Source organism: Bradyrhizobium ingae (genome assembly GCF_055791185.1).
This window is the reverse complement of record NZ_JBVUBB010000001.1, coordinates 13,554-39,733: the sequence shown is the minus strand read 5'-3', so window position 1 is coordinate 39,733 and position 26,180 is coordinate 13,554. Positions and strand designations below refer to the sequence as shown.

At 63.3% G+C, this 26,180-nt stretch carries 29 protein-coding genes; 17 read left to right on the top strand and 12 right to left on the bottom strand.

Going from position 1 to position 26,180, the window contains the following annotated elements; all coding sequences use genetic code 11:
* Positions 1–415 precede the first annotated feature (415 nt).
* Entirely contained in the window at positions 416–1,477 is a 1,062-nt protein-coding gene (locus tag ACV1FX_RS00215; protein WP_473115517.1) for a hypothetical protein, read from the bottom strand.
* A gap of 236 nt (positions 1,478–1,713) precedes the next feature.
* Here ACV1FX_RS00215 and ACV1FX_RS00210 point away from each other — a divergent pair, with 236 nt between their 5' ends.
* Positions 1,714–2,850: a patatin-like phospholipase family protein gene (locus ACV1FX_RS00210; RefSeq protein ID WP_473115516.1), complete on the top strand. Its 1,137-nt coding sequence runs from the start codon at positions 1,714–1,716 to the stop codon at positions 2,848–2,850.
* A gap of 3 nt (positions 2,851–2,853) precedes the next feature.
* Here the strand turns inward: ACV1FX_RS00210 and ACV1FX_RS00205 are convergent, their stop codons facing one another.
* Both ACV1FX_RS00205 and ACV1FX_RS00200 read right to left on the bottom strand, forming a co-directional pair.
* Entirely contained in the window at positions 2,854–3,282 is a 429-nt protein-coding gene (locus tag ACV1FX_RS00205; RefSeq protein WP_473115515.1) for a CBS domain-containing protein, read from the bottom strand.
* Positions 3,283–3,472: 190 nt separating this feature from the next.
* A complete protein-coding gene (locus ACV1FX_RS00200; RefSeq protein ID WP_473115514.1) occupies positions 3,473–4,279 on the bottom strand; it encodes a rhomboid family intramembrane serine protease in 807 nt (268 codons plus the stop codon).
* Between the two features lie 456 nt (positions 4,280–4,735).
* On the opposite strand from ACV1FX_RS00200, the gene ACV1FX_RS00195 reads away from it, so the two are divergent.
* Together ACV1FX_RS00195 and ACV1FX_RS00190 are read left to right on the top strand one after the other, a co-directional pair.
* Positions 4,736–5,290: a PAS domain-containing protein gene (locus ACV1FX_RS00195; protein WP_473115513.1), complete on the top strand. Its 555-nt coding sequence runs from the start codon at positions 4,736–4,738 to the stop codon at positions 5,288–5,290.
* An 80-nt stretch (positions 5,291–5,370) separates the two neighbouring features.
* Complete coding sequence (locus ACV1FX_RS00190) at positions 5,371–5,844, top strand: GNAT family N-acetyltransferase (protein WP_473115961.1); 474 nt, start codon at positions 5,371–5,373, stop codon at positions 5,842–5,844.
* A 15-nt stretch (positions 5,845–5,859) separates the two neighbouring features.
* On the opposite strand, the gene ACV1FX_RS00185 is transcribed toward ACV1FX_RS00190, so the two are convergent.
* The 3 genes from ACV1FX_RS00185 to ACV1FX_RS00175 all read right to left on the bottom strand — a co-directional run bounded on the left by ACV1FX_RS00185 (position 5,860) and on the right by ACV1FX_RS00175 (position 8,605).
* Entirely contained in the window at positions 5,860–6,279 is a 420-nt protein-coding gene (locus ACV1FX_RS00185) for a VOC family protein (protein WP_473115512.1), read from the bottom strand.
* A 98-nt stretch (positions 6,280–6,377) separates the two neighbouring features.
* A complete protein-coding gene (locus ACV1FX_RS00180; protein WP_473115511.1) occupies positions 6,378–6,857 on the bottom strand; it encodes a DUF5680 domain-containing protein in 480 nt (159 codons plus the stop codon).
* 8 nt (positions 6,858–6,865) lie between these two features.
* Positions 6,866–8,605: a serine hydrolase gene (locus ACV1FX_RS00175; protein ID WP_473115510.1), complete on the bottom strand. Its 1,740-nt coding sequence runs from the start codon at positions 8,603–8,605 to the stop codon at positions 6,866–6,868.
* 246 nt (positions 8,606–8,851) lie between these two features.
* Here ACV1FX_RS00175 and ACV1FX_RS00170 point away from each other — a divergent pair, with 246 nt between their 5' ends.
* Entirely contained in the window at positions 8,852–9,205 is a 354-nt protein-coding gene (locus ACV1FX_RS00170; RefSeq protein ID WP_473115509.1) for a cupin domain-containing protein, read from the top strand.
* Between the two features lie 20 nt (positions 9,206–9,225).
* On the opposite strand, the gene ACV1FX_RS00165 is transcribed toward ACV1FX_RS00170, so the two are convergent.
* Complete coding sequence (locus tag ACV1FX_RS00165; RefSeq protein WP_473115508.1) at positions 9,226–9,738, bottom strand: hypothetical protein; 513 nt, start codon at positions 9,736–9,738, stop codon at positions 9,226–9,228.
* Positions 9,739–9,860: 122 nt separating this feature from the next.
* Positions 9,861–11,012, bottom strand: a complete 1,152-nt coding sequence (locus ACV1FX_RS00160) for a zinc-binding dehydrogenase (RefSeq protein WP_473115507.1) — start codon at positions 11,010–11,012, stop codon at positions 9,861–9,863.
* 198 nt (positions 11,013–11,210) lie between these two features.
* On the opposite strand from ACV1FX_RS00160, the gene ACV1FX_RS00155 reads away from it, so the two are divergent.
* The 3 genes from ACV1FX_RS00155 to ACV1FX_RS00145 all read left to right on the top strand — a co-directional run bounded on the left by ACV1FX_RS00155 (position 11,211) and on the right by ACV1FX_RS00145 (position 14,124).
* Complete coding sequence (locus ACV1FX_RS00155) at positions 11,211–12,467, top strand: MFS transporter (RefSeq protein WP_473115960.1); 1,257 nt, start codon at positions 11,211–11,213, stop codon at positions 12,465–12,467.
* 88 nt (positions 12,468–12,555) lie between these two features.
* A complete protein-coding gene (locus ACV1FX_RS00150; protein WP_254105341.1) occupies positions 12,556–13,167 on the top strand; it encodes a PilZ domain-containing protein in 612 nt (203 codons plus the stop codon).
* A gap of 330 nt (positions 13,168–13,497) precedes the next feature.
* Complete coding sequence (locus tag ACV1FX_RS00145; RefSeq protein ID WP_473115506.1) at positions 13,498–14,124, top strand: transglutaminase-like cysteine peptidase; 627 nt, start codon at positions 13,498–13,500, stop codon at positions 14,122–14,124.
* A 758-nt stretch (positions 14,125–14,882) separates the two neighbouring features.
* Here ACV1FX_RS00145 and ACV1FX_RS00140 read toward each other — a convergent pair.
* A complete protein-coding gene (locus ACV1FX_RS00140; RefSeq protein WP_473115959.1) occupies positions 14,883–15,602 on the bottom strand; it encodes a GntR family transcriptional regulator in 720 nt (239 codons plus the stop codon).
* A gap of 288 nt (positions 15,603–15,890) precedes the next feature.
* Between ACV1FX_RS00140 and ACV1FX_RS00135 the strand changes: the two genes are divergently transcribed.
* The 6 genes from ACV1FX_RS00135 to ACV1FX_RS00110 all read left to right on the top strand — a co-directional run bounded on the left by ACV1FX_RS00135 (position 15,891) and on the right by ACV1FX_RS00110 (position 21,441).
* Positions 15,891–16,877, top strand: coding sequence for an ABC transporter ATP-binding protein (locus ACV1FX_RS00135; RefSeq protein ID WP_473115505.1), 987 nt, complete (start codon positions 15,891–15,893; stop codon positions 16,875–16,877).
* 44 nt (positions 16,878–16,921) lie between these two features.
* Positions 16,922–18,211 carry an ABC transporter substrate-binding protein gene (locus ACV1FX_RS00130; RefSeq protein ID WP_473115504.1) on the top strand — a complete coding sequence of 430 codons (1,290 nt, stop codon included), beginning with the start codon at positions 16,922–16,924 and terminating at the stop codon, positions 18,209–18,211.
* Complete coding sequence (locus ACV1FX_RS00125) at positions 18,211–19,167, top strand: ABC transporter permease (RefSeq protein ID WP_473115958.1); 957 nt, start codon at positions 18,211–18,213, stop codon at positions 19,165–19,167. The genes ACV1FX_RS00130 and ACV1FX_RS00125 overlap by 1 nt, the downstream gene beginning before the upstream one ends.
* On the top strand, positions 19,167–20,045 hold the full coding sequence (locus ACV1FX_RS00120) for an ABC transporter permease (protein WP_473115503.1): 879 nt from the start codon (positions 19,167–19,169) through the stop codon (positions 20,043–20,045). The genes ACV1FX_RS00125 and ACV1FX_RS00120 overlap by 1 nt, the downstream gene beginning before the upstream one ends.
* Before the next feature lie 4 nt (positions 20,046–20,049).
* Positions 20,050–20,781 carry an aspartate/glutamate racemase family protein gene (locus ACV1FX_RS00115; protein WP_473115502.1) on the top strand — a complete coding sequence of 244 codons (732 nt, stop codon included), beginning with the start codon at positions 20,050–20,052 and terminating at the stop codon, positions 20,779–20,781.
* Between the two features lie 162 nt (positions 20,782–20,943).
* On the top strand, positions 20,944–21,441 hold the full coding sequence (locus ACV1FX_RS00110; RefSeq protein WP_473115501.1) for a hypothetical protein: 498 nt from the start codon (positions 20,944–20,946) through the stop codon (positions 21,439–21,441).
* 225 nt (positions 21,442–21,666) lie between these two features.
* Here ACV1FX_RS00110 and ACV1FX_RS00105 read toward each other — a convergent pair whose 3' ends face one another.
* A complete protein-coding gene (locus ACV1FX_RS00105; protein WP_473115500.1) occupies positions 21,667–22,113 on the bottom strand; it encodes a hypothetical protein in 447 nt (148 codons plus the stop codon).
* 96 nt (positions 22,114–22,209) lie between these two features.
* Here ACV1FX_RS00105 and ACV1FX_RS00100 point away from each other — a divergent pair, with 96 nt between their 5' ends.
* Entirely contained in the window at positions 22,210–22,437 is a 228-nt protein-coding gene (locus ACV1FX_RS00100) for a DUF6103 family protein (RefSeq protein WP_473115499.1), read from the top strand.
* Positions 22,434–22,601, top strand: coding sequence for a hypothetical protein (locus tag ACV1FX_RS00095; protein WP_473115498.1), 168 nt, complete (start codon positions 22,434–22,436; stop codon positions 22,599–22,601). The genes ACV1FX_RS00100 and ACV1FX_RS00095 overlap by 4 nt, the downstream gene beginning before the upstream one ends.
* A gap of 28 nt (positions 22,602–22,629) precedes the next feature.
* On the opposite strand, the gene ACV1FX_RS00090 is transcribed toward ACV1FX_RS00095, so the two are convergent.
* Together ACV1FX_RS00090 and ACV1FX_RS00085 are read right to left on the bottom strand one after the other, a co-directional pair.
* Entirely contained in the window at positions 22,630–23,160 is a 531-nt protein-coding gene (locus ACV1FX_RS00090) for a gamma carbonic anhydrase family protein (protein ID WP_473115497.1), read from the bottom strand.
* 166 nt (positions 23,161–23,326) lie between these two features.
* Complete coding sequence (locus ACV1FX_RS00085) at positions 23,327–23,656, bottom strand: DUF6949 family protein (protein ID WP_473115496.1); 330 nt, start codon at positions 23,654–23,656, stop codon at positions 23,327–23,329.
* 205 nt (positions 23,657–23,861) lie between these two features.
* Here ACV1FX_RS00085 and ACV1FX_RS00080 point away from each other — a divergent pair, with 205 nt between their 5' ends.
* A complete protein-coding gene (locus ACV1FX_RS00080; RefSeq protein ID WP_473115495.1) occupies positions 23,862–24,572 on the top strand; it encodes a hypothetical protein in 711 nt (236 codons plus the stop codon).
* Between the two features lie 376 nt (positions 24,573–24,948).
* A complete protein-coding gene (locus ACV1FX_RS00075; RefSeq protein ID WP_473115494.1) occupies positions 24,949–25,797 on the top strand; it encodes a helix-turn-helix transcriptional regulator in 849 nt (282 codons plus the stop codon).
* The last annotated feature ends 383 nt before the right edge of the window (positions 25,798–26,180 follow it).

The following is a 26,180-nucleotide window of genomic DNA, read 5'->3' as shown; positions in this document are numbered from 1 at the left end:
TTTCCCCAGACCTTGCGCCTGAAGAACGATTTGGTAGCGCTTTCGCACGCGATTCAAATCGCAACATGGACAGGATGGCCGGCGAGCAGTGACTCACCGGTCAATTCGACGACGAACCTGAACGGCCGACTCGCGCCTGCAAATGCGCCGGATAGCGATCATCCTTGACGGTCACGCTGGCGAGAATGCCAACGATCGGCATCCGTTAGCGTGACGGCAGTCACACCGATGTTTTTCCTGTGGCCAGCGGCCAGGCGAGCGCAACTGCGCCGGCGTCACACCCTTTTCTTTCGCAATCGCACCGAGCGAGTTGACGAAGGCTGACCCACCTTTCGTGCACTGGATGAGAAGCGCGGTATGATGTTGCCCCGCCTCCGCCGTGCCGGCCGAGGCGCTGCGCTATCGGAAGCGAGGTCTAGCGCGCAACGACTTCAACTTCGCCGTCGACGCCGTTGACGACGTTGAAGCCGCGCTCATAGACCTTGCCCTCGTTCTTGGCGATGGCGCGGTATTCGCCTTCGGAGAGCACCACGCGCGGGAACGCGCCGATCGATTCCTTGATCACGTCGCCGCCGGGGGTGAGCACCGACCAGGCGGTGTTGGCGAGCGCCTCGCCGCCCTTGTCGCTGACGAGCTTCAGCGTAATCACAGCGGCGCGATGGGTGATGGTCACGTCAGTGAGCTTGCCCGCCTGCACGCGAATGTCGGAACGCACCACCGAGTTGGCGTCGCCATAGTTGGAGATGATGTAGTAGGTGCCCTCCGGCAGCAGCACGACGTCGCCGGCGGCGACGTTCGGCACCAGCGAGGAACGCTCGCCGCCTTCGAACTGGCTGCCCTTGTAGATCGCGAACGAGATCTGGTTCTGCGGAATGCGGCTGGTGCCGACGCGGCCCTCGATGCGCAGGCCCCCGGCCGGCAGCACAAAGGCTTCCCGGTCGGTCTCGGCCTTCAGGCTGACCGTACGCACTGCGCTGACGAGGCCGAAGGCGACGTGCACGACGTAATTGCCGGGCGGCAACACGATGTTGGGCGTGGCGTTGCGGTCCTCGCGGATCAGCTTGAACGTGCCGTTCTCGTCGGGGCGGTCGGCAAACACCCGCCACACCAGCCCACTGGTGATCGGCGGCAGATCCTTGCCGTATTTCGCGGTCAGCGACAGCACGGCCTGGCCGGGCGCGGCCGCCCCCATGGGCGCGGCCGGCGGTACGGTCGCGACCGACGGCGGGATGCTGGGAGAAGCCGGTTGCATCAGCGTCGGCGGCAGGCTCGGCGGCGCGGCACCCGGGCCCGAGGGCGGCGCGAGGCTGACGGCCGCGCCGGGGTCGGGCACGGCGGCCGGTGGCACTGGCGGCGGGCGGTCAGAGAACAATTGCGCGTGAGCCGCGTCCTGGCCGAGGAAGCAGGCAAGCAAAACGGCCGGCAGCAGCCATCCGCCGCGCCGCCATCGTCCGATGCCGTCACCCCCGAAAATCATGCCACCTGCTTTTCACCGAAAACGCGGCAAATTCAAGCCACTGGAACACCGGGAAACACCTGATTCTGGAACAGACGGAACCGCAAATCGTTAAGTCCTGCGGCAATCGGCCATCGCCATACTCCTGCCCGGTGCCCTCACCAAAGCAGCATAAACCATGCTCTGCTGTGTATCTGGCGGGGCGGGATCGCGGCGCCTAGTCTGGTGGGCGTCGGTCGGGTCGTAGGAGATCTTCTGTGCTGGATATGTTGAAGGGTCGCGGCGCGAATGGCTCCAACGGTGCGAACGGCGAAAAAGTGGGGCTCGGCAGCATTCGCCGGCCGGTGATCGGCCTTGCGCTCGGCGGCGGCGCGGCACGTGGCTTTGCCCATATCGGTATTCTGAAAACGCTACTGGCCAACGGCATCGTGCCGAACGTCGTGGTTGGCACCTCGATCGGCGCAGTGGTCGGCGGTGCCTATGCCGCCGGACATTTGGACACGCTGGAGGACTGGGCCCGCAGCTTCCAGGGTGTGCGCAACATCCTCTCCTATCTCGACATCCGTCTCAACGGCTCCGGCCTGATCGGCGGCGAGAAGCTGGCAACCCGGCTGGAGGCAGCGATCGGACAGACCCTGATCGAGGATCTGCCAATCAAGTTCGCGACAGTTGCCACCGAAGTCCGCACCGGCCACGAGATCTGGCTGACGCGCGGCCGCATGGTCGAGGCGATGCGGGCTTCCTATGCGCTGCCGGGAATCTTCTCGCCCGTGCTGATTGGCGACCGCTGGCTGGTCGACGGCGCGCTGGTGAACCCGGTGCCGGTCTCGGCGGCGCGGGCCTTGGGCGCGGAAATCGTCATCGCTGCAAATCTTTCCAGCGACATCTTCACCCATTCCACCACCATCTATTCACACGGCGCAATGGCGCCTCCGGTCGAGCCAGCGGCAGCCGAAGACGCCCCCAGGGACGCAGCCAAGCGGCGCTTCCCGAGGTTCTTCTCGCCCGAACGCACGATGAAGCGCGAGTTCTTCGGCGGCGGCGGAAGGCCTGGCATCTCCTCGGTGATGGTGGATGCCTTCAACATCATGCAGGACCGCATCACGCGCGCGCGTCTTGCCGGCGATCCGCCGGACATGCTGATCACGCCACGGGTCGGCCAGATCGGCTGGTTCGACTTCCACCGCGCCGACGATCTGATCGCCTTCGGCACCCGCGCCGCCGAGCGCGCGATCGACTCCATCCAGGAGGCGATCCACGTGCTCGCGCCGGCGCCGGAAGGCGCCGCGCCCAAGACTAATCAGGACAAGACTAATCAGGACAAGACTAATCAGGACAAGACTGATCAGGACAAGACTGACCAGAACAAGGCCGGCGAGAAAGTCAGCGAATAACGCTCAGGCCGTCTTGATGTAATCGCGCAGAGCTTCCTGCTCGGTCTCGTATTCGCGCACGCGCCATTTGACGATGTCGCCGATCGAGATCAGGCCAACCACCTTGCCATTATCGATGACCGGCAGATGTCGGAACTTGCCCGTGGTCATCATCTCCATAATTTCGGCGACCGTGTCGGTCTCCTTGCAGGTCACGACCTTGCGGGTCATGACGTTCGAGACCGGCTCCTCCAGCACACCGGCGCCCCGCTCGCCCAGCACTCGCACGATGTCGCGTTCCGACAGGATGCCTTCCAGCCGGCTCTGATTCATCACCAGGACCGCGCCGATTTTCTTCTCGCCGAGCAGTTTGATCGCGGCCGACATCTTTGCGTCGGGCTCGACGTTCATGATCTGGTGGCCTTTGGTGTTGAGGATAGAACGTACCGTCATTGCCGCCTCCCTGAATCCCACCCAGCCCCTCAAGCCTGGGCTGGACTTCTTCGCGAGTCTTCAACTAACAGTCTCAATGCCGGTTTCGTTCTCAGGCGCTGCGCGAAGCAGCGCCGCTACCGGCTTGTCGCATCACGACATTCTTCGCATGCGATGATGAATGAAATCGACTCATCCCGCAAGCGCCGCTTCAAATGCGGTCTGAAATGTCCTGTGATGACGCATCTGCAGCATCGGGGCGCACGCGCGGCACGGGGTCGAACAGCGAGAACAGCAGAAGCCCCGCGAAGAAACCGCCGATATGCGCCTGCCAGGCGACGGTTGCCCCCTCGGTGTCGACCCCGATGGCCCCGATGCCGAAGATGATGTTGACGCCGAACCACACCGCGAGAAAGCCCATCACCCGTCCGTCGCGCAGCGCCCGTGACAGCGGCAGCGCCGGTACTTTTGCCGCGGTGTCGGCATCGCCGCGGCTGAAGGACAGGAAGCTGCCGCGCACGAAGGCAAAGCGGATCGCAGCCGCCATGGCGCCGGATACCGACGCCGACGCCCCGATCATCGGCGCCACCGCATGCTCATGAGTAATGAGATGGGCGAGCGCGCCGGCCGCAGCCGTCACCGCGAGGAACAGGTAGAAGCGCACCGGCCCAAAGCGCCGCGCCAACGCGCTGCCGAACGGCAAGAGCCACAGCACGTTGAAGCCGAGATGGGTGAGGTTGGCGTGGAGCAGCGAATAGGTGACGAAGGTCCATATCTTCGCACCGGTGCCGCCGGGGATCGCGAGATTGAGCAGCGAGGAATCGTAGCGCTTCGGGATGAAGCCGAAGACGTCGATGGTCCAGTTTTCGAGCTCCGGCGGCAGCAGCACCCGCAGATGGATCACCGCCAGTAGCGCGATGTAGGCCGTCAGCGCGCCCGGCAGCGTCAAAACCGGCTCGCGCCGTGCGTCCTGAAGTGTGGCCGGCTCATCCGGCGGAGAATTTGGAGGGGCGTCCAAGGGATTTTTGGCTTTCAAGCGCGAACAAGGCGACAAGCGTGGAGATAGTCGCCTTTGCCTACCCCGTGCAAGTGCACAAAAGGAAAAGGGAGGGCCCTGGGAAAGCCCTCCCTGTCCGTGTCGGCCTTCCCGGATCTGCGAGCAATAAGGAGTGTCCCCACCCCTCCCCCGCGGCCCAGCGACCAAACTGTTTGACGCCTGTGTACAGACCCCGCCGAGAACCTGGAAAAGCGGCGAAGCTTGCGACCGCGACAACCATAGCAGCCGGGCGAACGGGTTAAAGCGGATCGTTAATTTAACGTTAATGACGCAAAGGCCCGCCCCTGGGGGCCAAAAACACGCCCGCGGCATGGACGCTGCAAATCCACTCCTGCACAACACACAAGGGGACCCGAGGTGCATTGAAGCGGGACAAGTTTGTCCCATGACATGTGGCCGAGGGGCGAGCGTAGAGTCATGAAACATCCGTCAAGCCGCGAATTCTTCGCTTACTGGGACGACAAGCGCGGAACCGCGCGAGCGCCGGATCGCGCCGATATCGATCCGGCCGCCGTCCGCGGGCTTCTCGGTGATATCTTCGTCCTGTCCTGCGAGCCGGCACTTGGCTTCCCCTTCCGCGTCGCCGGCACCCGCGTCTGCGCGCTCGCCGGGCGCGATCTCAAGGACCAGAGCTTTGCCGCGCTCTTTACGCGCGAAAGCCGCGCCGAGATCGAGGAGATCACTGCCATCGTCGCCGAGGAGACGCTCGGCGCCATCGCCGGCCTCACCGCGACGCGACAGGACGGCACGCGCGCACATCTCGAACTCCTGCTGCTGCCCTTCAACGCCCGTCCGCATACCCCGGTAAGCGTCACCGGCGTGCTCGCCCCGTTTGACGACGAATATGGCGCGCTCGGCGAATTCGCCCTCACCTCCTGGCGCTATCTGCACCAACCGGAGAAGCTGCTGCCCCGCGCCATCCGCAAGCTGCAGATCGCGCGCGGATTGATGGTATATGAGGGTCTGAGATAGACACCCGCCGCCGGGCCCTCACAGGAAGCCACGTGCAATCACATTGGCGCCGCGCCAAGCTCACCGATCTTCCGGCGATCATGGCGATCGCGACGGCAATCCATCCCGATCTGCCAGAGCGCGCGGACGTGCTTGCGGAGAAAATGAGCTTGTTTCCGGAGGGATGCCGGACGCTCATCGCATGCGATGATGTCTCTGGCTACGGTATCGCCCATCCCTGGACGCTCCACGAGATTCCACCGCTCGACGACTTCCTGCACAGGCTGCCGTCCGCGCCGGACTGTCTCTATGTGCATGACGTCGCGGTGCTGCCCGCCTCGCGCGGCAGTCGCGTCGCGACATCATACATCGAGGCCCTCGCACGCCTCGCGCAGGCGGAGGGAATCGGACATCTCGCGCTCGTCTCCGTCTACGACACCTCGCCGTTCTGGGCGCGTCATGATTTTCGCGCGGTCGCCGCCGACGCGGCGTTGCGCATCAATTTGGCATCCTATGGCGGCGGCGCGAGATACATGGTCCGGAATCTCACTGCGAGCCGGTTGCACGACGCGTAGTGCCCGCTCGCACCGCTAGATCTCGGCGTAAATCTCCAGCAAATTGCCGTCGGGATCACGGAAGAAAAGCGTGCGATGTCCAAAGGACTGGTCCGTCGGCGGCGAGAGCAGCGGAACTCCGTGTCTCACAAGCTCTTCAGCGCACAGGTCCACCTCCGGCGCTGACACCTTGAAGGCCAATTGAAGCGAAGCGCTGCCGCTCGGCGTCGGCGCATCGTCCGCGGTTCGGCTTGGCCGCGCCAGGGCCAGCGTGTTGCCGCCGACCCGATACTCGGTCCAGTTCGGCGACAGTTCGCGCAGCAGCGAAAAGCCGAGTACGCCCTCGTAGAAACGCCGCATCGCAGCCATGTCGCGCACGAAGATGACGGTATAGTCAATCGCGCGGATGGCTGTGAAGGGCGATGTCGTGCGTTGCGGAGGGGTTGGTTCGGTCACTGACGCTATTCCTGTAGCCCGATGCGCGTAGAGACATGCGGAATGCTACCCAAAAGACCTCGGATATCGCTTGGCTCATCCGGGTTACGTTGTCTAAATTATCCTACCAACCCGCCACCGTAGCGCAGCTCGTACAGGATTGTGCCACCCTGCGCGATCGCCTCGATTCCGTGGAAGCGTTCGATCGAACCTTCGGCATCGTTGCGATAAGTCAAGTCACCGGCGGTGAGGATCGCCGGTCCGCGATAGGGCATGTCGACGCTCACCGCGAGCAACGCCTGGCGCAAGAATTTGTAGATCGACAGCAGCCGCTCGCGATCGCCGACATTGCTCCGCGCGCCGCCGCTATAGCTCATCGACCAGATGACGCTGTCATCCCGTGACACGATCTCTTGGCCGACGAAGAAACCCGTGCCGAAATAGATGTCGCGATAGGCATAAGGCGGTGCACGATGCTCGAGCTGTTTCGAGCCGGCGAGCAATGGGGTCGCGATGGTCGTATCGTCGTCAAGACCTGCGTAGGTGCGCCGCTTGGCCTCGATCAGGAACGTAGCGAGATCGCCGGAAACATCCGTCATCACCTCTCCTATTCCGCCAGGCGGTCCGCAACGAAGGTGCCGTTCGGTTGGTGGAAGACGATCTGGCCGATACTCTCCCCCTCCCCGCGAAATTCGACGGCAAAGCCCTCCAGTTCGGCAACGCGAAACCTGCGGCCCTGCTGCGGCTCAAGGCGATAGGCCGGCTGGAAGTCCGGCTTCAGGATGAGCCTGCCTTCGCTGTCCAAGGTAACGCGATGCGTAATGGCGCCGCTCCTGAACTGCCCGACGCAGCGTGCGCGGAATGCGGGATCGACGCAGTCGCCGGCGGGTCGGCGCGCGAACACGATGTCCTTCACCGTCGGCTCCAGCGGCACCGACAGGTGCACAATGTTGCCCTCGCGGTCCGTCTGGAAGGTGATGGGGAGATTGTCCGGATGGAGCTGGTCGATGATCTCCGGCGTGACGAACGTCTCGAAATGCCAGTGCGACAGCGGCGCGCCCATGCCGCGCCACGACCAATGCAGCACGCGGTCCCGCTCGCGGATCGAAATCACGCCATAGGCGGGGTGGGCATAGTCGCCCGCATAGGCCGACAGCGCATGCGCTGGCTTGGTGTCCTTGTGACGCGCCTTCTCGCGAGCCTCCTTGTCGACCGGGATATGGGCGATGACGTCGTCGCGCATCTTGCGGAAGCGCGAGAGCCAGTCGACCGGCTCCCGGCCAAGCAGCCGGTCGATGATGTACCACGTCAGAATCGGCGGTATCTCGCTTGGACTGCGGTTGGTCAGTACAGCGACGCCGATGCCGGCGTCCGGGACCAGGGTCATAAACGAGCCCCAGCCGTTCCAGCCGCCGCCGTGCGATACCATGCGCTCGCCCCGATAGCTGTTGGACTGAAGCCCCAATCCATAGTGCGCGTGGCCGAACTCGGAAAATTCCGACTTGCCGACAGGTGCCACCGGCGCGTGCAGCTGCTCCACCAGCACCGCCGGAAGCAGGCGCTCGCCCTCGAACTCGCCCTTGCCGAGATGCAGGCGCATCCAGTTGGCGAGATCGGCGACCGACGTGTTGATCGCGCCTGCGGCCGTGGTGCGGATCGGCAGCCGCAGCGCCGGCGACCGCGTGTCGACGTCGATCTTGTAGGGCCGCGCCGGCTCGGGTCCTGCTTCGAGCTCATCGAGCGAGAAACTGACGGTCATGCCGAGCCGGTCGGTCAAGCGCTCGCGCACGAAGGCTTCAAAGCTCTTCCCGCTCAGCCGCTCGATCAGAAGACCGGCGGCGTTGTAGCAGAGATTGCTGTATTGCCAGGTGGTGCGGATGTCGCGGCTCAGTTCGAGGTGCCGCATCAGCGGCAGCATCTCGGCCGGCGAGAGATCGCCGGGCAAATGAACCCAATCATGCCGCGGCAGCCCCGACTGGTGGCTGAGCAAGTCGCGAATGGTGACGCGTTCGGTCGCTACCGCGTCCGAGAGACGAAACTCCGGCAGATAGTCACGGACCGGCTTGGTCCAGTCGAGTACCCCTTCGTTATGCAGCAGTGCGATCGCGGTCGCCGTGAACGACTTCGTGATCGAGCAGATCACGAACTGCGTGCGTGGCGTGACCGGCAAATCAGCCTCTACGTCGCGCTGGCCGTAGGCGCGGGTGAGCGCGACCTTGCCATCCTTTACGAGGGCGAGCGCGGCTCCCGGTACTTTCCAGACAGCCATCGCCTCTACGGCGAGCCGGTCGAGATCGGGGATGAGAGCTGTGATGGAATCGTCTGATGTCTCGGATGTTCGGTTCATGGCCCGCACAGTGCTGACAGGGATGCGCAGGCTAGCTGCATCAACGTAAAATGGAAGTCACGGATGCAGGATTTTTCGCTGCCGAGCCCCCTCACGCCTCCTTCGCGTAGTTCGCGAGCCCGGTGGGTTACGCTGAGCTACCCACCCCACCCATTCCGGTCATAGCGCGCGGCGAAGAGCCCTTGTCGCGTCAGCGGCTCGACCCCAAATCGCTGCTGCACGGGATCGACGCGACACGGGTGATACATGGCCGACAAGATATCGCTTGCCGACAAGCTCACGACATTCGGAGAATTCTGGTCTCCGCGCACCGTCGCCACCTTCAACGACTGCGACGTGATGGTGGTGAAGGTGAAGGGAGAGTTCACCTGGCATAGCCACGCGGACACCGACGACTTCTTTCTCGTTCTGAAGGGCAGCCTCGACATCGAACTGCGCGATCGCACGGTGACGCTCGAGCCGGGCGAGCTCTACATCGTCCCCAAGGGGATCGAACATCGGCCGGTGGCGCGTGAAGAGGTTCATCTTCTGTTGATCGAGCCGACCGGCACGCCGAACACCGGCGACGCCGCGACTGCGGCTCCGCGCAGGCTCGCATAGAGGGTAATTCGCCTTGTGGACTAATCCCGGAACGTCGCCAGCTTGCTGAATCCGCCGACCAGCCTTGCTCTGACCTCTGCGACATAGTCCCGCGCCGCATGGCTCAAGGCGCGAATGGCCCGCCAGGCTTCGGTGGCTTGCAGCCAGGCCCTCGCCTCGCAGTACTTCCCATAAGTCCAGGCGAAAGCCGGAATCCTCAGCAGCTTGTCACGCGTCAGGTGGAACAGGCGCTCCACCAGCACGAGCTTGAGCAATTCGCCGATGATGAAGGCAACGGCGCCGCTCAGCACCTGGCCCGTTGCGGCGAGGTAGGCCGCGACCGGCTTGATCGGTTCCAGAACAATCACCGGCACGGAAAATAGGGCGAGCGACGGATAAGGCGGCAGCGATTTGATCCAGGCCCGCAATCGCTTGAATTCCAGATGCCGCCCAAGCCAGCGTGATATTGGCCTCGCCACGGCCATGAAGACCGCATCTACCAGGAAGTAGATGGCGGCCAGGATGTAAGTGATGGGTTCCAGGATTCGCTTCACGGTCATTCTCCCGGGAATTGAAAGCCGGAACTTGGGCCTAAGTTTCACCTCCGCATGGATATCTCGCGAATTCCTGATGGAACTTTTGGGGCGGCGTGGCTCTCATGCGCCTCTATGATCGCTTACCCCACCAATTCCGGCCACGGCACGATGGTCGACTTCACCGTCTTCATCGCCAACGCGTCCGCAACCGCCTGCGCGACGCCCTCTTCCGTGAACGGATAGATCGTCTGCATCTTCAACCACGGATATTTGCCCGCCGTGCGGTAGAGCATGTCGACGCCGAGCGGCAGGTCGTTGCCTGTAAAGCCCCAGGAGCCGAGCACGTTGAGGTCCTTGGTGCAGATGCGATGCCATGAGGTCTCGATCGATCCGGCATCGGTGAACTGGCCCATTTCGACATAGGTGCCTCCGTCGCGCAGCATCTCGATGCCTTCCGGACCCGCGGTCGGATGACCCGAGCAATCCATCACGAGATCGGCACCAAAACCGCCGACGATGTCACGCACAGCCGTGATACGATCCTGCGGCGACTTGAGTTCATCGATGTTCACCGTCGCCTCCGCGCCGAACTCGCGCGCGAGCTTCAGCCGCGGCTCTTCCGGCGCGCCGACGCAGATCACGCGTCCCGCTCCCATCTCCCTGGCCGCAGCGACGGCCAGGATTCCGATCGGACCTGAACCCTGAATCACGACTGTGTCACCCCAAGCAAAGCCGCCGGCGCGGCTCGCGCGGTTGAAGGCGCGGATACAGGAGGTCAGCGGCTCGGACAGCGCCCCCAGGCGCAGCGACATGTCGTCGGGCAGCTTGTAGATCTTGGTACCCGGCAGCATGTCGAGATCGACATAGACATATTCGGCCCAACCGCCCCACAGGTGCGGCGCCTTATCGAAGCCGAGATAGCGGCCGTAGTAGACCGGCGTGAGGCACTTGTTGGCGGTCGCGGGATAATGGATGCAGTAATAGCAGCGGCCGCAAGGCATCAGCGGCGGGATCATCACCTTGGATCCGACATGAAGCGGCTTGCTCATGAAATCCTCGGTGAATTCGTCACCGCATTCGACGATGACGCCGCCGAGCTCGTGACCGAGCGTGAACGGCCAGGGCAGCGGCTTCGGCCAATGGCCCTTGAGAATGTGCAGGTCGGTGCCGCAGACGCCACAGGCGCCGATCTTGATCAGGGCGGCCTTCCTCCCGACTTTCGGCCACGGGACGGTGCGGATGACGGGTTCGGTACCCGGCCCCGCATGGGTGCATACGCGGATTGACTCCATGGCTGTTTCCTCACTGCCCGTCTTGTGGTGAATGTCGCAGGCTGCGGCAGAGCCTATGTGAGGTTCGCGATTATGCCAACCGCAGCGGCAGGAGCTGTAGCCCGCATGGAGCGGAGCGGAATCCGGGCCACAAGGTCCCTCTACTAAAACGCCAGAACGTAACCCTCGCCGAGTTCTTACCCAGGTCTCCGATTGAATATTCACACAACGACGAAACCGGCCGCCGTACCGAGCTCGTTCGCCGCGATGCAGTCACGGCCCTATCGTGCGCAGTTCATGGCTTACGTGCTGGCCATGATGGCCGACAATATCGAGCACGTGATCAGCTATTGGGTGGTGTTCCAGAAATTCCACTCGCCGGCGCTGGCGGGATTTGCGGTGCTGTCGCACTGGCTGCCGTTCCTGCTGTTTTCCGTGGCCGTCGGCAGCCTCGCCGACCGCTTCGATCCGCGCCGCATCATCCAATGCGGCATGCTGCTGTTCATCGTGGCCTCGACCGGATGGGGTATCTTCTTCATCACCGATACGATCCAGATGTGGCACGCGATGCTGCTGCTGGTCATTCATGGCTGCGCGGGCGTGCTGTGGCAGACGCCGAACCAGCTCCTGCTCTACGACCTCGTTGGGCCTGCCGATCTGCCGAGCGCGGTGCGGCTGAATGCGATGGCGCGCTATCTCGGCATCCTGGTCGGCCCGGCCGTGGGCGGCGTCATCATGCTGACGCTCGGCACCTCGCACGGCATCATTTTCAATACGTTGTTCTACCTGCCCATGCTGCTCTGGCTGTTCTGGGCGCCGTCGCGGGACAAGAGCGTCGCAGTCCGGCGCTTCGCCGTCCGCGGGTTTGCCGACATCGTACTGACCGTCCGCTCCATCGGCACGCAGCCGGTGCTGACCGCGATGACGTGGCTCGCCGGGCTCACCTCCTTCATGATCGGCAACGCCTACCACGCGCAGATGCCGGGCTTTGCCGGCGATCTCGGCCATGGCGATCCCGGCGTTTCCTACAGCGTACTCCTTGCGGCCGACGCCGCCGGCGCGCTGCTCGCCGGCATCGCGCTGGAATCATGGGGACGGCTCAAGGGTACGCCGCGGACCGCGATCACCCTCGCCATGCTGTGGAGCGTCGCGCTGCTCGCCTTCGCATCGGTGCGGATCTATCCGCTGGCGATCGCGCTGTTGTTTGCCGCGGGCTTCTTCGAGCTGTCATTCAACACCATGGCGCAGGCGCTGGTGCAGCTCAACGCGCCGGCCGACATCCGCGGCCGTGTCGTTGGTCTGTTCAACATGGCCGGGCTCGGGATGCGGGCCTTCAGCGGCATCACCGTCGGCCTGTTCGGCGCGGCGATCGGCATCCACTGGTCGCTCGCCCTGTCGGCGGCCAGCCTGCTGGCGCTGCTGCTCATCCTTTATTATCGCGCGGTCCGGAGAGGTAACCCGCCGCCGTCAATCTGAACGTCCCGCGCATCCCGCTAACGGCGCGTTAACCCTGTGCGCCTTAGGGTCGCTGGGACTCCGCCCGGGCGGGGGTCGGGTAGTGAAAATGGCGTTGGCGAACAAAAAATTTCTTCCTGCCGCCGAGGAACGTCGGCGTTTCCAGCGGGTGAAAGTGCATCTGCTCGGCCGCTATATGCTGCCGGACCGCCGTGAATTCCCCTGCCAGGTGATCAACATGTCACCGGGTGGCCTCGCTTTGCTCGCCCCCGGCATCGGCAATGTCGGCGATCGCGTGGTCGCCTATCTCGACCATATCGGCCGCGTCGAGGGTAAAATCACCCGGATCATCGACAACGGCTTCGCCATGACGGTCGGGGCAACGCCGCGCAAGCGCGACAAGCTGGCCGCCCAGCTCACCTGGCTCGCCAACCGCGACATCCTCAATCTGCCGGAGGATCGCCGCCACGACCGTATCGTGCCACGAAACCCGATCGCGGTACTCACGCTCGAAGACGGGACCAAGATGACCTGCCGCATCATCGACCTGTCGCTGTCCGGCGCCGCCATTGCCGCGGAGAACCGCCCGCCGCTGAAATCGCAGGTCATGCTCGGCCGCGTGCAGGGCCGCGTGGTCAGAAACCTCGAAGACGGCTTTGCGCTCGAGTTCGTCCACGAGCAGCCGATCGAGACTCTCGAAGAGAGCGTTACCGCGCGGTAAAGCGCAATCGCCAGAAAAATCCGGCAATCGAGCCGAAAAGGCGGCCTCCGCAACGCGGACGCCGCCTTTTTCGTTTCCTTCGCGCGTAAGGCTGCCGGTTAACGCGGGCGACCGTGCGGAGCGAAAACGCTGAGTTCCCCGGACCTCGCGCGTTAATGCCTACAATTTTACTCAATTTCAGTATTCTCAAATTTTATTCGAATTTCACTCAAGTATAAATCGAATATTCCGCTCGTTTTACTTGCATTCGTCTCGACTTGACTTGGCTCACTTAGCGGCAACGCAAAAGCTTCGTGGCAATTGTGGTCCCAACAAGAAACGGGGGCCACGATGTTCGACTTCAGGGGACAGGGGAAAGGGCTGGCGGTTGCCGCCATGCTCTTCGGGATCAGCGCGACGGTGCAGGCCGGCGAAGGCCGCCTGCTCTACGCGAGCCTCGGCGACAACACGCGTGCGCCGATCGGCTGGGTCGAGTTCTGTGCCGACAATGCTGCCCAATGCCAGGGCGGTCCGTCGCAGCCGCGCGACATCGTGATGTCGCAGACGGCGTGGCGCGATCTCCTGAAGGTCAATCGCTGGGTCAACGAGACCGTGAAGCCTTTGACCGATATGGAGCACTGGGGCGTGGTTGAGAAGTGGTCGTTGCCAACGGACGGCTACGGCGACTGTGAAGACTATGTGCTGTTGAAGCGCAAGATGCTGATCGATGCCGGATGGCCCCGCGAGGCCCTGCTGATCACCGTCGTGCGCGACAAGAAGGGTGAAGGACACGCGGTGCTGACGGTCAAGACCGACAAGGGCGAGTTCATTCTCGACAATCAGAACGAGAATGTCGTCGCCTGGACCGAGACCGGCTACCGCTTCGTCAAGCGCCAGTCGCAGGGGGATCCCAATGTCTGGGTCTCGCTCGGCGATACCAAGCCGGCGGTCTCGACCGCCAGCGCCAAGGATCAGTAGTAGGAACCAAAAAGCGAGTTACGCGACCCGGTCACATCCCCACCCCTCCCCGTCCCAGACCGGTTCGCGCGCGCCCAGCCATCCCCCAATGGCTGGGCGCAATCTTTTTGCGGGGCCCGGACGCAACATTGCCGTTCGGTCGCATCGACCGAAAACTCGTCATGACGGGTCGGGACACGAAACTTTTTTAACATAGGTGAATTGCCCATGGGGGCTCGCAAATGGTGAGGCGGGCCATGCAGTTCCTGTCGCCGGGCGACGTGTTTCTGATGTCGGCAGTCACCGGCCTCGTTTTCCTGGTCGAGGTCGGATTTTTCATCCTGATCGGCATCATTTGACACCTGATCGAAAACTGTTCCGGGAAACGGAACAGCCGATCTCCAAGATCGTTCAATTGCGGTCGGAGGATCGCCACCATGCGCGCAACCGATTGCAAGTCGCCTTGCCTTGAGCCAACGCGTATCGCGCTCGCAGCGACATGAAAAATATTTCGCCCGGAATGCGCAGGGCGCTGCGTCAGGCTCAGCTCTACGGGCATCTGGTCGTCCGAAACGACAGGCTGTATCACCCCGGAGGCAACCATCCGATTTGCTCCGTTCAGACCGCGCGGGAGATGGTGAGGTCCGGGTGGATGAGGAAGCGAAACGGCGAATACGAGATCACCCAAGACGGGCAGCTCGCCGCCGAAAGTGAAAGCTTGCATTGACGCCGGGGCGCAGGCCTCGTTCCTCCCTCCGCCGATGCTTGCGAGCCGCGCCTCAGGCGCCAAGCACGTCGGAGAGCCGCGGCTCGTCGACTGCCGGCTCTTTCAAGAACAGCTCGGCCTCGATCTCCGTGAGATGCGAGAGCATCAGCTCGCGGGCCCGCGACTTGTCCTGCCTGCGGATCGCGGTGACGATCTCGGCATGATGGCTTGTGCCGCAGGCGGGCGTGTCGTGGCGGCGGTAGAGCAGTATGATCAGCGAGGAGCGCGCGATCAGCTCCTTGAGAAAGCCGGCATAGGTGCTGTGGCCGGACATCTCGGCGACCAGCCTGTGAAACTCTCCCGACAGGCGGACCGAGGCCCTGGCGTCGCCGCGGGTTTCCGCCGCGTGCTCCTCCGCTAAATGTAGCTGCAGGCGCTCAAGCCAATCCGGCGACACCGCATCTATCGCATGATCGACGATCGACGGCTCGATCAGCCGCCGCGCCTCGAACACCTCGCGCGCATCAGCCGGCGTCGGCCGCGCAACGAATGCGCCGCGATTCTTCTCGATGCTGACGATCCCCTCATGCGCGAGCTGATGCAGTGCGGTGCGAACCAGGGTGCGGCTCGCGCCGTAGATCTCACCGATCTCGTCCTCGCCGAGCTTGGTACCCGGCAACAACCGATGCTCCAGGATCGCAGTCGTCACACCCTCCCGGATACGGCTGACACGGTCATTGCCATTGTCGGCCGCGAGCGGTGTGTCAGACCTCGGTTGGGCTTTGGCGGCCATAGGCTTTGGCTTGTTGAATCCGGACTCGTTGATTTGGCCTTGATCGTCCAAATCAGGCTCCAAAGGTTAGTCGAGCAGCCGTATCCAATGACAGGCGAAACTTTATACAATCCGTGATCACTTTGTGTGCACGATGCTCTGTTGCGGCCACCGCCGCGCCACCCCGATTTGCCGTCTCCGAGCTAACGATCTGACATTGCTGCGCAGTTCCGAAAAAATACCGCGGGCTTCCGCTTGGCACGGGCCTTGCCGAGGGAAGCGTTAGATCGTCCTTTCCCTGGGAGCCCCATGGCCCTTCCCGCTGCCCTCGAACTGGTCTCGGTGACCAAGCGCTATGACACGACGCTGGCGGTCGACAGCGTCAACCTCAAGATCCCGGCCGGCACCTATTGCTGCCTGCTCGGTCCCTCCGGCTGCGGCAAGACCTCGACGCTGCGCATGATCGCGGGCCACGAAGCGGTCAGCGAGGGCGACATCATCCTCGGCCCCCACAACGTCACTGACCTGCCGCCGGCCAAGCGCGGCACGGCGATGATGTTCCAGTCCTACGCGCTGTTTCCGCATCTGACCGTGCTCGACAATGTCGCCTTCGCGCTGAAGATGCGCGGCATCGATCGTGCGACACGCCACAAGCGCGCCGGTGAGTTGCTCGAACTGGTGGCGATGACGCCCTATGCCGCGCGCCTACCGGCGCAGCTCTCGGGCGGCCAGCAGCAGCGCGTGGCGCTCGCCCGCGCCCTGATCACCGAGCCGCAGATCCTGCTGCTCGACGAGCCGCTCTCCGCACTCGACCCGTTCCTGCGCGTCAGGATGCGCGGCGAGCTGAAACGGCTGCAGCGCGAGCTCGGCATCAGCTTCATCCAGGTCACGCACGGCCAGGAGGAGGCGATGGCGCTCGCCGACCACATCGTGGTCATGAACGGCGGACGGATCGAGCAGCAGGGCAGCGCCCGCGACATCTTCCACCATCCGCGCACCGAGTTCGTCGCGCGCTTCATCGGCGGCCACAACGTGCTCTCGGATGCCGGGCAGATGATCGCAGTGCGCGCCGATCAGCTCGGCATCAAGCCGATCGCGGACGGCGCCTTCGGCGCGCCCGCGCTTTTGACGGAAACCGAGTACCAGGGATCCTATGTCTCCGTCTCGCTCACGCTCGATGACGGCACCGCCCTGTTCTCCCACGTTCCCGAGACCACCTTCGACGCCCACCCTTTCCGTCCGGGTGATCGCGTGCTGGCCACCTGGGATCCCGCCAAGGCGCAGCGTCTGCAATAGCGCCATCCAGTCCAGAAAATGCGCAACACAGAGGAGTGACTGACATGACAGAGACGACGAGGAAGACCGGCGTCAGCCGCCGCACATTGTTGAAGGGGACCGCGGGCCTCGCAGGTCTCGCTGCCGGCTCCGGCGCAATCACCGGCTTCCCCTACGTGATGTCGGCCGAGCCGAAAGTGCTGCGCTATCTCGGCACCGCCGTGAACGAGGGCGATGACATCTCGAAACAGTGCCTGAAGGACACCGGCATCAAGATCGAATACATCACCGCGACGACCGACGATGTCACCAAGCGCGTGATGACCCAGCCGAACTCCTTCGACGTGCTCGACACCGAATATTTCTCGCTGAAGAAGCTCGTGCCCTCCGGCAACATCCTTGCCCTCGACGCCAAGAAGATCAAGGAATTCGACAACATCACGCCCGTCTTCACCAAGGGCGAGACGCCCGGCGGCAAGAAGATCGGCAATCAGGGCACCGCGCCCTGGAAGGTGCTCTATCTCGAAGGCAAGGACTCCAAGACCTTCGCCAAGTCCGCGACCGAATTCGTGACGCTGATCCCGACGGTCTACAATGCCGACACGCTCGGCATCCGTCCCGATCTCATCAAGCGGCCGATCAACTCCTGGGCCGAGCTGCTCAATCCCGAGTTCAAGGGCAAGGCCTCGATCCTCAACATCCCCTCGATCGGCATCATGGATGCGGCGATGGTCGTGGAAGCCACCGGCAAGTACAAATATGCCGACAAGGGCAACATGACCAAGGAAGAGATCGACCTCACCATGAAGGTGATGACCGAGGCGAAGAAGGCCGGTCAGTTCCGTGCCTTCTGGAAGGACTTCAACGAGAGCGTCAACCTGATGGCGTCGGGCGAAACCGTCATCCAGTCGATGTGGTCGCCGGCCGTGACCAAGGTGCGCTCCATGGGCATCGCCTGCACCTTCCAGCCGCTGAAGGAAGGCTACCGCTCCTGGGCCTCGGGCTTCTGCGTCTCCAAGGGCGTGTCGGGTCCGAAGCTCGATTGGGCCTACGAGTTCGTCAACTGGTTCCTGTCCGGCTATGCCGGCGCGTACCTCAATCGCCAGGGCTATTACTCGGCGGTGCTCTCGACCGCGAAGGCGCACATGGAGCCCTACGAGTGGGCCTACTGGATGGAAGGCAAGCCCGCCGAGAAGGACATCAAGGCGCCCGACGGCTCGCTGCTCGAAAAGGCCGGCGCGGTGCGCGATGGTGGTTCTTACGAAGATCGTATGGGCGGCGTCGCCTGCTGGAACGCGGTCATGGACGAGAACGACTACATGGTCCGCAAGTGGAACGAGTTCATCGCAGCGTGATGGACACGTCCGACGAGGTCTTGCAACAGGCATCCCCGGGCCTCGCCCGGGGATTGGGCCAGACGCGCCAGAAAGCGGCGCGTCTGTCGCCATCCTTCATCTCCTGGCTCCAGGCCGGGCCGATGATGCTCGTCTTCCTCGCCTTCTTCCTGATCCCGCTCGTGTTCGTCGTCATCGTCTCCTTCTGGGACTACAACGAATACCAGTTGCTGCCAGCCTTCTCCGGCCGCGGCTACACCGACACGTTCGAAGGCTGCATCGCGCAGCTCCCCGATCTCTGTACGATCGGCAAGACCTATGTGAAGACTTTGAAGCTGTGCTTCATGGTCTGGGCGATCACGCTGTTCATCGGCTTCTGGGTCGCCTACTTCCTCGCCTTCCACATCAGATCCAAGACCTGGCAGATGGGCCTGTCGCTGCTCTGCACGATCCCGTTCTGGACTTCGAACGTGATCCGCATGATCGCCTGGATTCCGCTGCTCGGGCGCAACGGCCTCGTCAATTCCGGGCTGCTCAAGACCGGCCTGATCGACCAGCCGGTCGAGTGGCTCCTCTATTCAGAGTTCTCCGTGGTGCTGGCGCTCGTGCACCTCTTCACGTTCTTCATGGTGGTGCCGATCTTCAATTCGATGGTGCGCATCGACAAGTCGCTGATCGAGGCCGCCTATGACGCCGGCGCCACCGGCTTCCAGACCCTGGTCAACGTCATCATTCCCCTCGCCAAGCCCGGCATCGTGATCGGCTCGATCTTCGTCATCACCATCGTGATGGGCGACTTCATCACCATCGGCGTGATGGGCGGCCAGCAGATCGCCGCCGCCGGCAAGATCATCGAGACCCGGCTCAACGCGCTGCAATTCCCCGCGGCTGCCGCGAACGCCGTGATCCTGCTCGCGATCACCTTCCTGATCATCACCATGATGTCGCGCATCGTCGACATCAGGAAGGAGCTGTGATGCGAGAGGGACGCCCGCGCAGCTTCTACGTGCTCGCCGTGTTCTTCGCGGCCTACGTCCTGTTTCTCTACGGGCCGATGTTTGCGATCTACATCCTGTCGTTCCAGGGACCGCAGGGTGGCCTCACCTTCCCGATGAACGGGGTATCGACCTACTGGCTATCAAAGCTGTTCCAGGGCACCGGCATCGTCGATCTCGGTGCCGCCTTCCGCCGCTCGCTCCTGCTCGGCCTCGTCGTGATGGCTGTCACCGTCGTGCTGTCGGTTGCCGCCGGCATGGCCTTCCGCCGCAAGTTCAGGGCGCAGAGCATCCTGTTCTATTCGGCGATCGCAAGCCTGATTGTCCCCTCCATCATCACCTCGCTCGGCATTTCCCTGGAATTCCGCATTATCGACGACCTCATCAAGGCGCACTGGAATGAGAATTTCGAGACCTCGATGGGCCTGCTTACCTCGGGGCTCGGTGCGCATCTGACCTGGACGCTGCCGTTCGGCCTGCTCATCATGTTCGCGATCTTCAACCGTTTCGACCCCAGGCTCGAGGAAGCCGCGCGCGATCTCGGCGCAACGCCCTGGCAGACCTTCCGCCACGTCGTGCTGCCGATCATCCTGCCCTCGGTGATCGGCATCGGGCTGTTCGGCTTCACGCTGTCATGGGACGAGCTCGCGCGCTCCAGCCAGGCGATCGGATCGGTGAACACGCTGCCGCTGGATCTCCAGGGCCTCACCACGACGGTGACGAAACCCGACATCTACGCGCTCGGCACCATCATTTCCGCGGTTTCCTTCGCGGTGATCACGCTTTCGCTCGGCGCCATTCACGTGCTGAACAAGCGGCAGGCCGCAAAGGGCTCGGATGCCGGCAAGGGGCTGGTGTGACCTGATGCGCCTTCACATCGTCAATCCCAACACCACGGCCGCGATGACGGCGAAGATCGCCGCGGCCGCGCGTGCCGTCGCCTTGCCGGACACCGTGATCGATGCCCGCCAGCCCACGATGGGCCCAGTCTCGATCGAAGGCTTCTACGACGAGGCCTTCGCGGTTCCCGGCATGCTCGGCTGCATCCGCGATGCCGACCGCGAGGGCGCGGACGCCCACATCATCGCCTGTTTCGACGACACCGGCCTCGATGCGGCGCGTGCGATCGCAAAGGCACCGGTGATCGGCATCGGCGAGGCCGCCTTCCACATGGCGAGCCTGATTGCGGCACGCTTCTCGGTGGTGACGACGCTCGGTGTCTCCATCGTGCCGATCGAGCATAATTTGCGGAAGTACGGCCTCGCCGAGCGCTGCGCCCGCGTCCGTGCCGCCGAGGTCCCCGTGCTCGCCCTCGAGGAGCGCAATGCCGATGCGGTCGGCAAGATCTCCAGCGAGATCACGGCGGCGATCCGCGAGGACCGCACGGAAGCCATCGTGCTCGGCTGCGCAGGCATGGCCGACCTCGCCGGCGAGCTGGCGGACAAGCACGGCCTCCCCGTCATCGACGGCGTCGCCGCCGCCGTCCCCCTCGCCGAAGGATTGGTGCGGCTGGGGTTGAAGACGTCGCGGCTGGGGCCTTATGCAGCGCCCCGGGCGAAGGTGTATGCGGGGCCGTTCTCCGGCTCTCAGCCCTGAATCCTGCGGCCGGAACCGCCATCTTCGGCCGTAACGGCCCCTTTTTCAGCCCTCAGCCTCTTTTTGGTCCCATTTCCTGCCGAAATGTAACGTTTTCGGGACGCCCCGGCGGCCGTTGCCGCTGGTCTTCGCACTTCAGTTCATTTTTGGGCTTTATCAGCGATGATCGATCTCGCACCGCGCGATACGCGAACCAGCGCCTTCACCCGTCTCGGCAGCCAGCCGATCGCGCTCACGGCTGCGGCCCTGCTCCTGCTCATCACCGGCGTCACCTCGATCGCGGTCTGGCGCGCCTACACCGGCACCACCCCGGAGTCCGACCGGGTGGTCACCGCCCGGTTGCTGCAGGCCCGCACCGCGCAGGCCTCCGAGCAACTCGTGGAGAAGACCAAGGGGCTCGAAGCCACCCAGCAGGAATCGATCGACCAGCTCCAGATGGTGCAGGACCAGCTTCTGACGGTCAAACGCCTGCTGGCCTCGCAGCAAGCCGATACCAAGCGCCTGTCGGAGCAGGTCGCGACCCTGACCGAATCGATCGACGGGCTCAAACAGTCCTTCGCCAGCGCACAGGCCGCGGAAACCGACACACCGTCCGCCAGCCGCGGGAAATCGGGCCGGCGCCACGCCAGCCTGCGCAAACGGAGCAAATCGCGAAGCTGATCCGGTCGACGGCGATTCGTTCCCGCCTGATGCGCCAAAATTTTGCAGCGTGTGAACTAGATCACATTCCCCCGTATGATTCCGCGTCATGCTGGCCTTCACCGGATGGCGTGAGCCAATTTCAATATCCGGGGCTGGCAAGGTCGTTGGCGGTATATTGCGTCAACGGCCTTGTTTTTTACGGTTGCTTTTCAACTACTTAAGCCATCGGCCTGCCCTGCCAGCTCAGCAGCCGCGGCAGATGCTTTTGACCGTCTTATCGACCTGCTTGTTCTCGGCATCGACCGCCGAGTCGACCGATTTGTCTCGATCGCCACCGGATCCCATGCCCACGGTCCCGCCGGAGGATTGGGCGGTGCCGAGGCTGTTCGTCCCCGGCGGTGGAGCAACCCCGCTCGCCGATCCGGTGCCGCCGGGAGCGGTGGCGGACGTTGTCGGACTAGCCGGGCTGAGCTGTCCTTGAACGGCGGAGTTTTGGCTGCCTGTTCCCGCCGCCGTACCGGTGGTCACTGAGCCGCTTCCCGTCGCGCCGGACGTCGCGCTGCTGCTGCTGCTTCCGCCCGCGCCGCCTCCGCTGCCTTGTGCGAATGACGCCGTCGGCATCGCAAGGAGCGCGAGACCAAGGATAGAGGCAGCCATCGATGCCGAAACCGTTGCAGGCGATCTGATCATCGGAAACTCTCCCTTTTGAGCACCAACGACGGTCACACAGCCACGTTCCGGAACAATTCCGTTACGCACGATTTGACAAGGGAGGCAGAGACGATCATGCGCAAGCTGATCGCATTCGACGACGATACGTTCGGCAAGCTCAAGCAACTTGCGCGCGATCGCATGGAGACCCTTCAGGACCTGGCGGACGAAGCCTTCGCGGACCTCCTGGAAAAGCACGGCATTCCGGCCGACCTGAAGGATGCGCTGCGAAAGAGCGCCAAGCCCGATCAGGCGAATCTCAAGCGAACCGCGCGTCCAAGATCCGGAAAGGCAAAATCATGACCGCTGAGCGCGATCCCTTCGCCGAAGGCGAGCGTGCCGCGCGCGAGAACATCCCGCGCGGAGCGAATCCCTATCAGGACGGCAGCGACGAACATGCGCTGTGGGCCGCAGGCCATGAGAAGATCGCTGGATCCCGCGAAGCCCAAGAATCCGAAGGGAGCTGAGGGTCCGAAAAGGGCCTGACCAGTGACGTCAGCCGATCCGCTTCAAGCCGTTCTTGAAGCGCGGGCCGTTGGCGACATAGAACTTCGCCGCGCTGCCCATCCTTGCGACTTGCGCGTCGTCGAGCGTGCGGATCACGCGTGCCGGCGAGCCGATGATCAGGGAGCGCTCCGGAAATTCCTTGCCCTCGGTGATAACGGAGCCGGCGCCGACGATGCTATTGCGGCCGATCTTCGCGCCGTTCATCACGATCGCACCCATGCCGACGAGCGCGCCGTCCTCGACGGTGCAGCCGTGCAGGATCACGTTGTGGCCGACGGTACAGTTTTGGCCGACGACGAGCGGAAAGCCCAGATCGGTGTGGCAGGTCGCGCCGTCCTGCACGTTGGAGCCCTCGCCGATCTCGATCCACTCATTGTCGCCGCGCAGCACCGCGCCGAACCAGACGCTCGCGCCAGGCTTGAGGCGCACGCGGCCGATCACGGTTGCGGTGTCGGCGATGAAGTAGTTGCCGTCGGCGGGAAGGTCGGGCGCCTGCCCGTCAAGCTCGTAGATCGCCATGGAGGTCTCCTGTCGGGAAACCCTGGCATAGCGGAGCTGCGACGTTCAAGCAAAGGGCCTAAAGCGCGATGAATCATCATCGCGCTTCAGGTTATTGTTTGAGCGTGATCTTGTCGGAAAACCGCTACACACTTTTCCGGATCATGCTCTGGAACGAGACGCGCGCTCAGGCCAGCACGCCGGCGGCGCGCAACGTCATCAGGAAGAACGTGCCGCTCATCATGCTCCAAAAGCCCGCAATGATGGTTGCCATCATCACGAATTCCATGCGGCGGCTTTCCAGCCGCGCGCCGCGCAGCGTATTGCGCATGATGATGAAGGGCGCCGCGAACACCAGGAACGGCACGGCGGCGAACGTCTTCGGCGCCACGCCCTCCTGCAATAGCCCGAAGCCGGCAGTCCGCTGCCAAAGGGCCTGGTAGCCATTCACCAGCGCGCCCGCGAGCGCGAACCCGATGCAGATGGAGAAGAAGGAATTCAAGGTCTCAGGAGTCATCGGAAGTTCCGCCCATACGCAACGCAAGTCCCTTCCTGTGACAAAAAGTGCGGGTTAACGCTACATTAGCCTTAAGAAAAGGTTAACGCAGCGTCCCGCCGGCGTCATCCCCCCATGGGACCCGCGGGCTGCGCGGAACCGCCGCGGCGTGGCATATTCGCCGCTGATTCGTCGGCCAGCGGCCGACTTTGCGGCGACGTCATTGATGAGCGTGTTCTCGGCAACTCCCTCCCGCGGCCGTCAGGCCCGGACCATCGCGCACCTCGGTCCGCTCGTGCTCGGCGGCGTGTTCGCGGCAGGCGCGGTGGCCGTGGTCGCCTATCTCCTGTGGCCGACCTGGGGGACGGTGGTCGGTGCGAGCGCGCCGGACCGGCTGCCGGTCAGTGTCGGCGGCACGCTGTTCAACGTGCCGACGGCGGCGATACGGATGAAGATCCAGCGGCACTCCGGACCGCAGGAGCGCATCGACATCGATTTCCTCTTCCCCTCGCTCGAAGTGCCGGGCGCACCAAAGCATGTCAGCGCCGATGCGGCGGAGACGACGATGCAGCCGATCGACCGCATCTTCCTGTCGATCGCGGCGCATCACGATGCGCTCTCGCCGGAACTGCGGGTCAGCACGATCTATCCGCGCTATCTCGACCAGGACGCTACCTCGCCGGAGGACGGGCTAACGATGCGCATGTTCCGCACTGACACGCCTTACGGCAGCGAGGACCTGTTCTCCGCATCGGCCCCCGAACTGACCGCGCGCTGCACGCGCGATGCTGCGACCCCCGGCATGTGCCTCTCGGAGCGCCGCGTCGACGGTGCCGACCTCACCTTCCGATTTCCCCGGAGCTGGCTGTCGCAGTGGCGCGACGTAGCGGAGGCGATGGAGAGGCTGACGGCGCAGTTGCGCGGTCCGAAGGGGTGAGCGCGGCCTCCCTGCCCCGCCGGATTGGCTTGCGGGACGGAATGGAGCGTCCCGTCAAAAATGTCGAAAACAACCCCACGCAAAGTAGCCGGGCGCCGATGGCGTTAATTTCGTTTTATTCGAATACGATATGACGCGCCAACAAGATACCGGGGGTGCGAATCGCATATAGAGTCCGTAAGGCATGCTCAGGCAGATCGCGCCTGCGACAGAGCACGGCTTGAGATACACATTGAGAAACGCTCCAATCATCCAAGGTTCGGGTTTCGAGAGTCTCCTCGCGTATTACGGATCTCGACTGCTCCCGATGAGGATCATCCCGCCGGCTTCCGGCGCGGGATTTCAGTGGCGATCAGATTTCGCCGCTGGGCCGGGAGTGAGCATAGTCCGTGCGCAGTATTGGAGCGACTGGTCCTACGGTTCGGACAACGATACGGAAAATCTCAATCTCGCTTTTCTCAGCGCCGGAGCTTCCGAGTTTACGATCGGCTCCAGAACGATCGAGCAGACCTCATCGCAACTGGTCGTTTATCCGCAGCCAAGCCTAAAGCGGCAAGCCATATGCACCCGCGATGGTACTCTCGCGGGGGGCACGTTACGCTTCGAGGCAAGCACCGTCGCCCGGATCCTGCGCGACATGTTCGACGGCGCGCTGCTGACGAATCTCAATCTCGCGCTCACCTTCGACTTTGAGACGAACTTCGGACAAGCCTTGTGGTCGATCGCCAATGCTCTGGTCAGCGGCATGCACGACGAGCAGTTGCTTCTGCGCTCACCCAAGGCGATCGCGCTGCTGACGGAATCCGCTCTTCGACTGATTTTCGCGGAGGCGCCGCATCGCCTCTCCGGAAAGCTCTCGGCACGAGAGGGCGTCCCAACTTCACCGCAGATCAGGCACGCGATCGATTACATGCGGGCCAATCTTCACTTGCCGATAACAATAGGCGATGTTGCGGACGCGGTCGGGGTCAGCAGCCGCTCACTCCAGATCGGCTTCCGCAGATACTATGAGACGTCGCCGGCTCACTATCTTCGACGTGTCAGGCTTGACGCAGCCCATATCGAACTGTCCTCACCCGAGAACAGGTTGCCGGTCAGCGAAATTGCCCTGAAATGGGGTTTTGCCCATATGGGACGCTTCGCGGCCCAGTATCGCAAAACCTTCGGCGTTTTCCCCTCGGAAACCGCCAAACGCGCGGGCGCACATCGGCTTGCTCGGCCCTGACAGAATCCGTCGCAAACGAGAGGCGAAGAAACGGCAGCCCGTGGGATGAGTGGGCCATCTCGCGATGCGGATCGCGTCAATTTGGATCACAGCGATCGTTTTCCCCTTCAGAAATTGTTGCAGCCGAGGGGTCTCGATAGTCCGTCTCCGACAGACAATTGTCTCTACGGACAATTGCACGCTTCGGTTCTGTCGCCTTTTATGGGCGCGCGTATCGGCAACCCGGTAGGCATCGCACCAACGATCCCGTAGCGGCCGCCCGTTGTGGGAGCGTTGGTGCGGAACGGGACGGCTTGCCGATGCGACCATCATGGTCGAACAGCGGCTGGCGCTCGCAAGAAAGCCGATGCGCGGCTCATCTTGAGTCCCGGTGAAAACCGAGC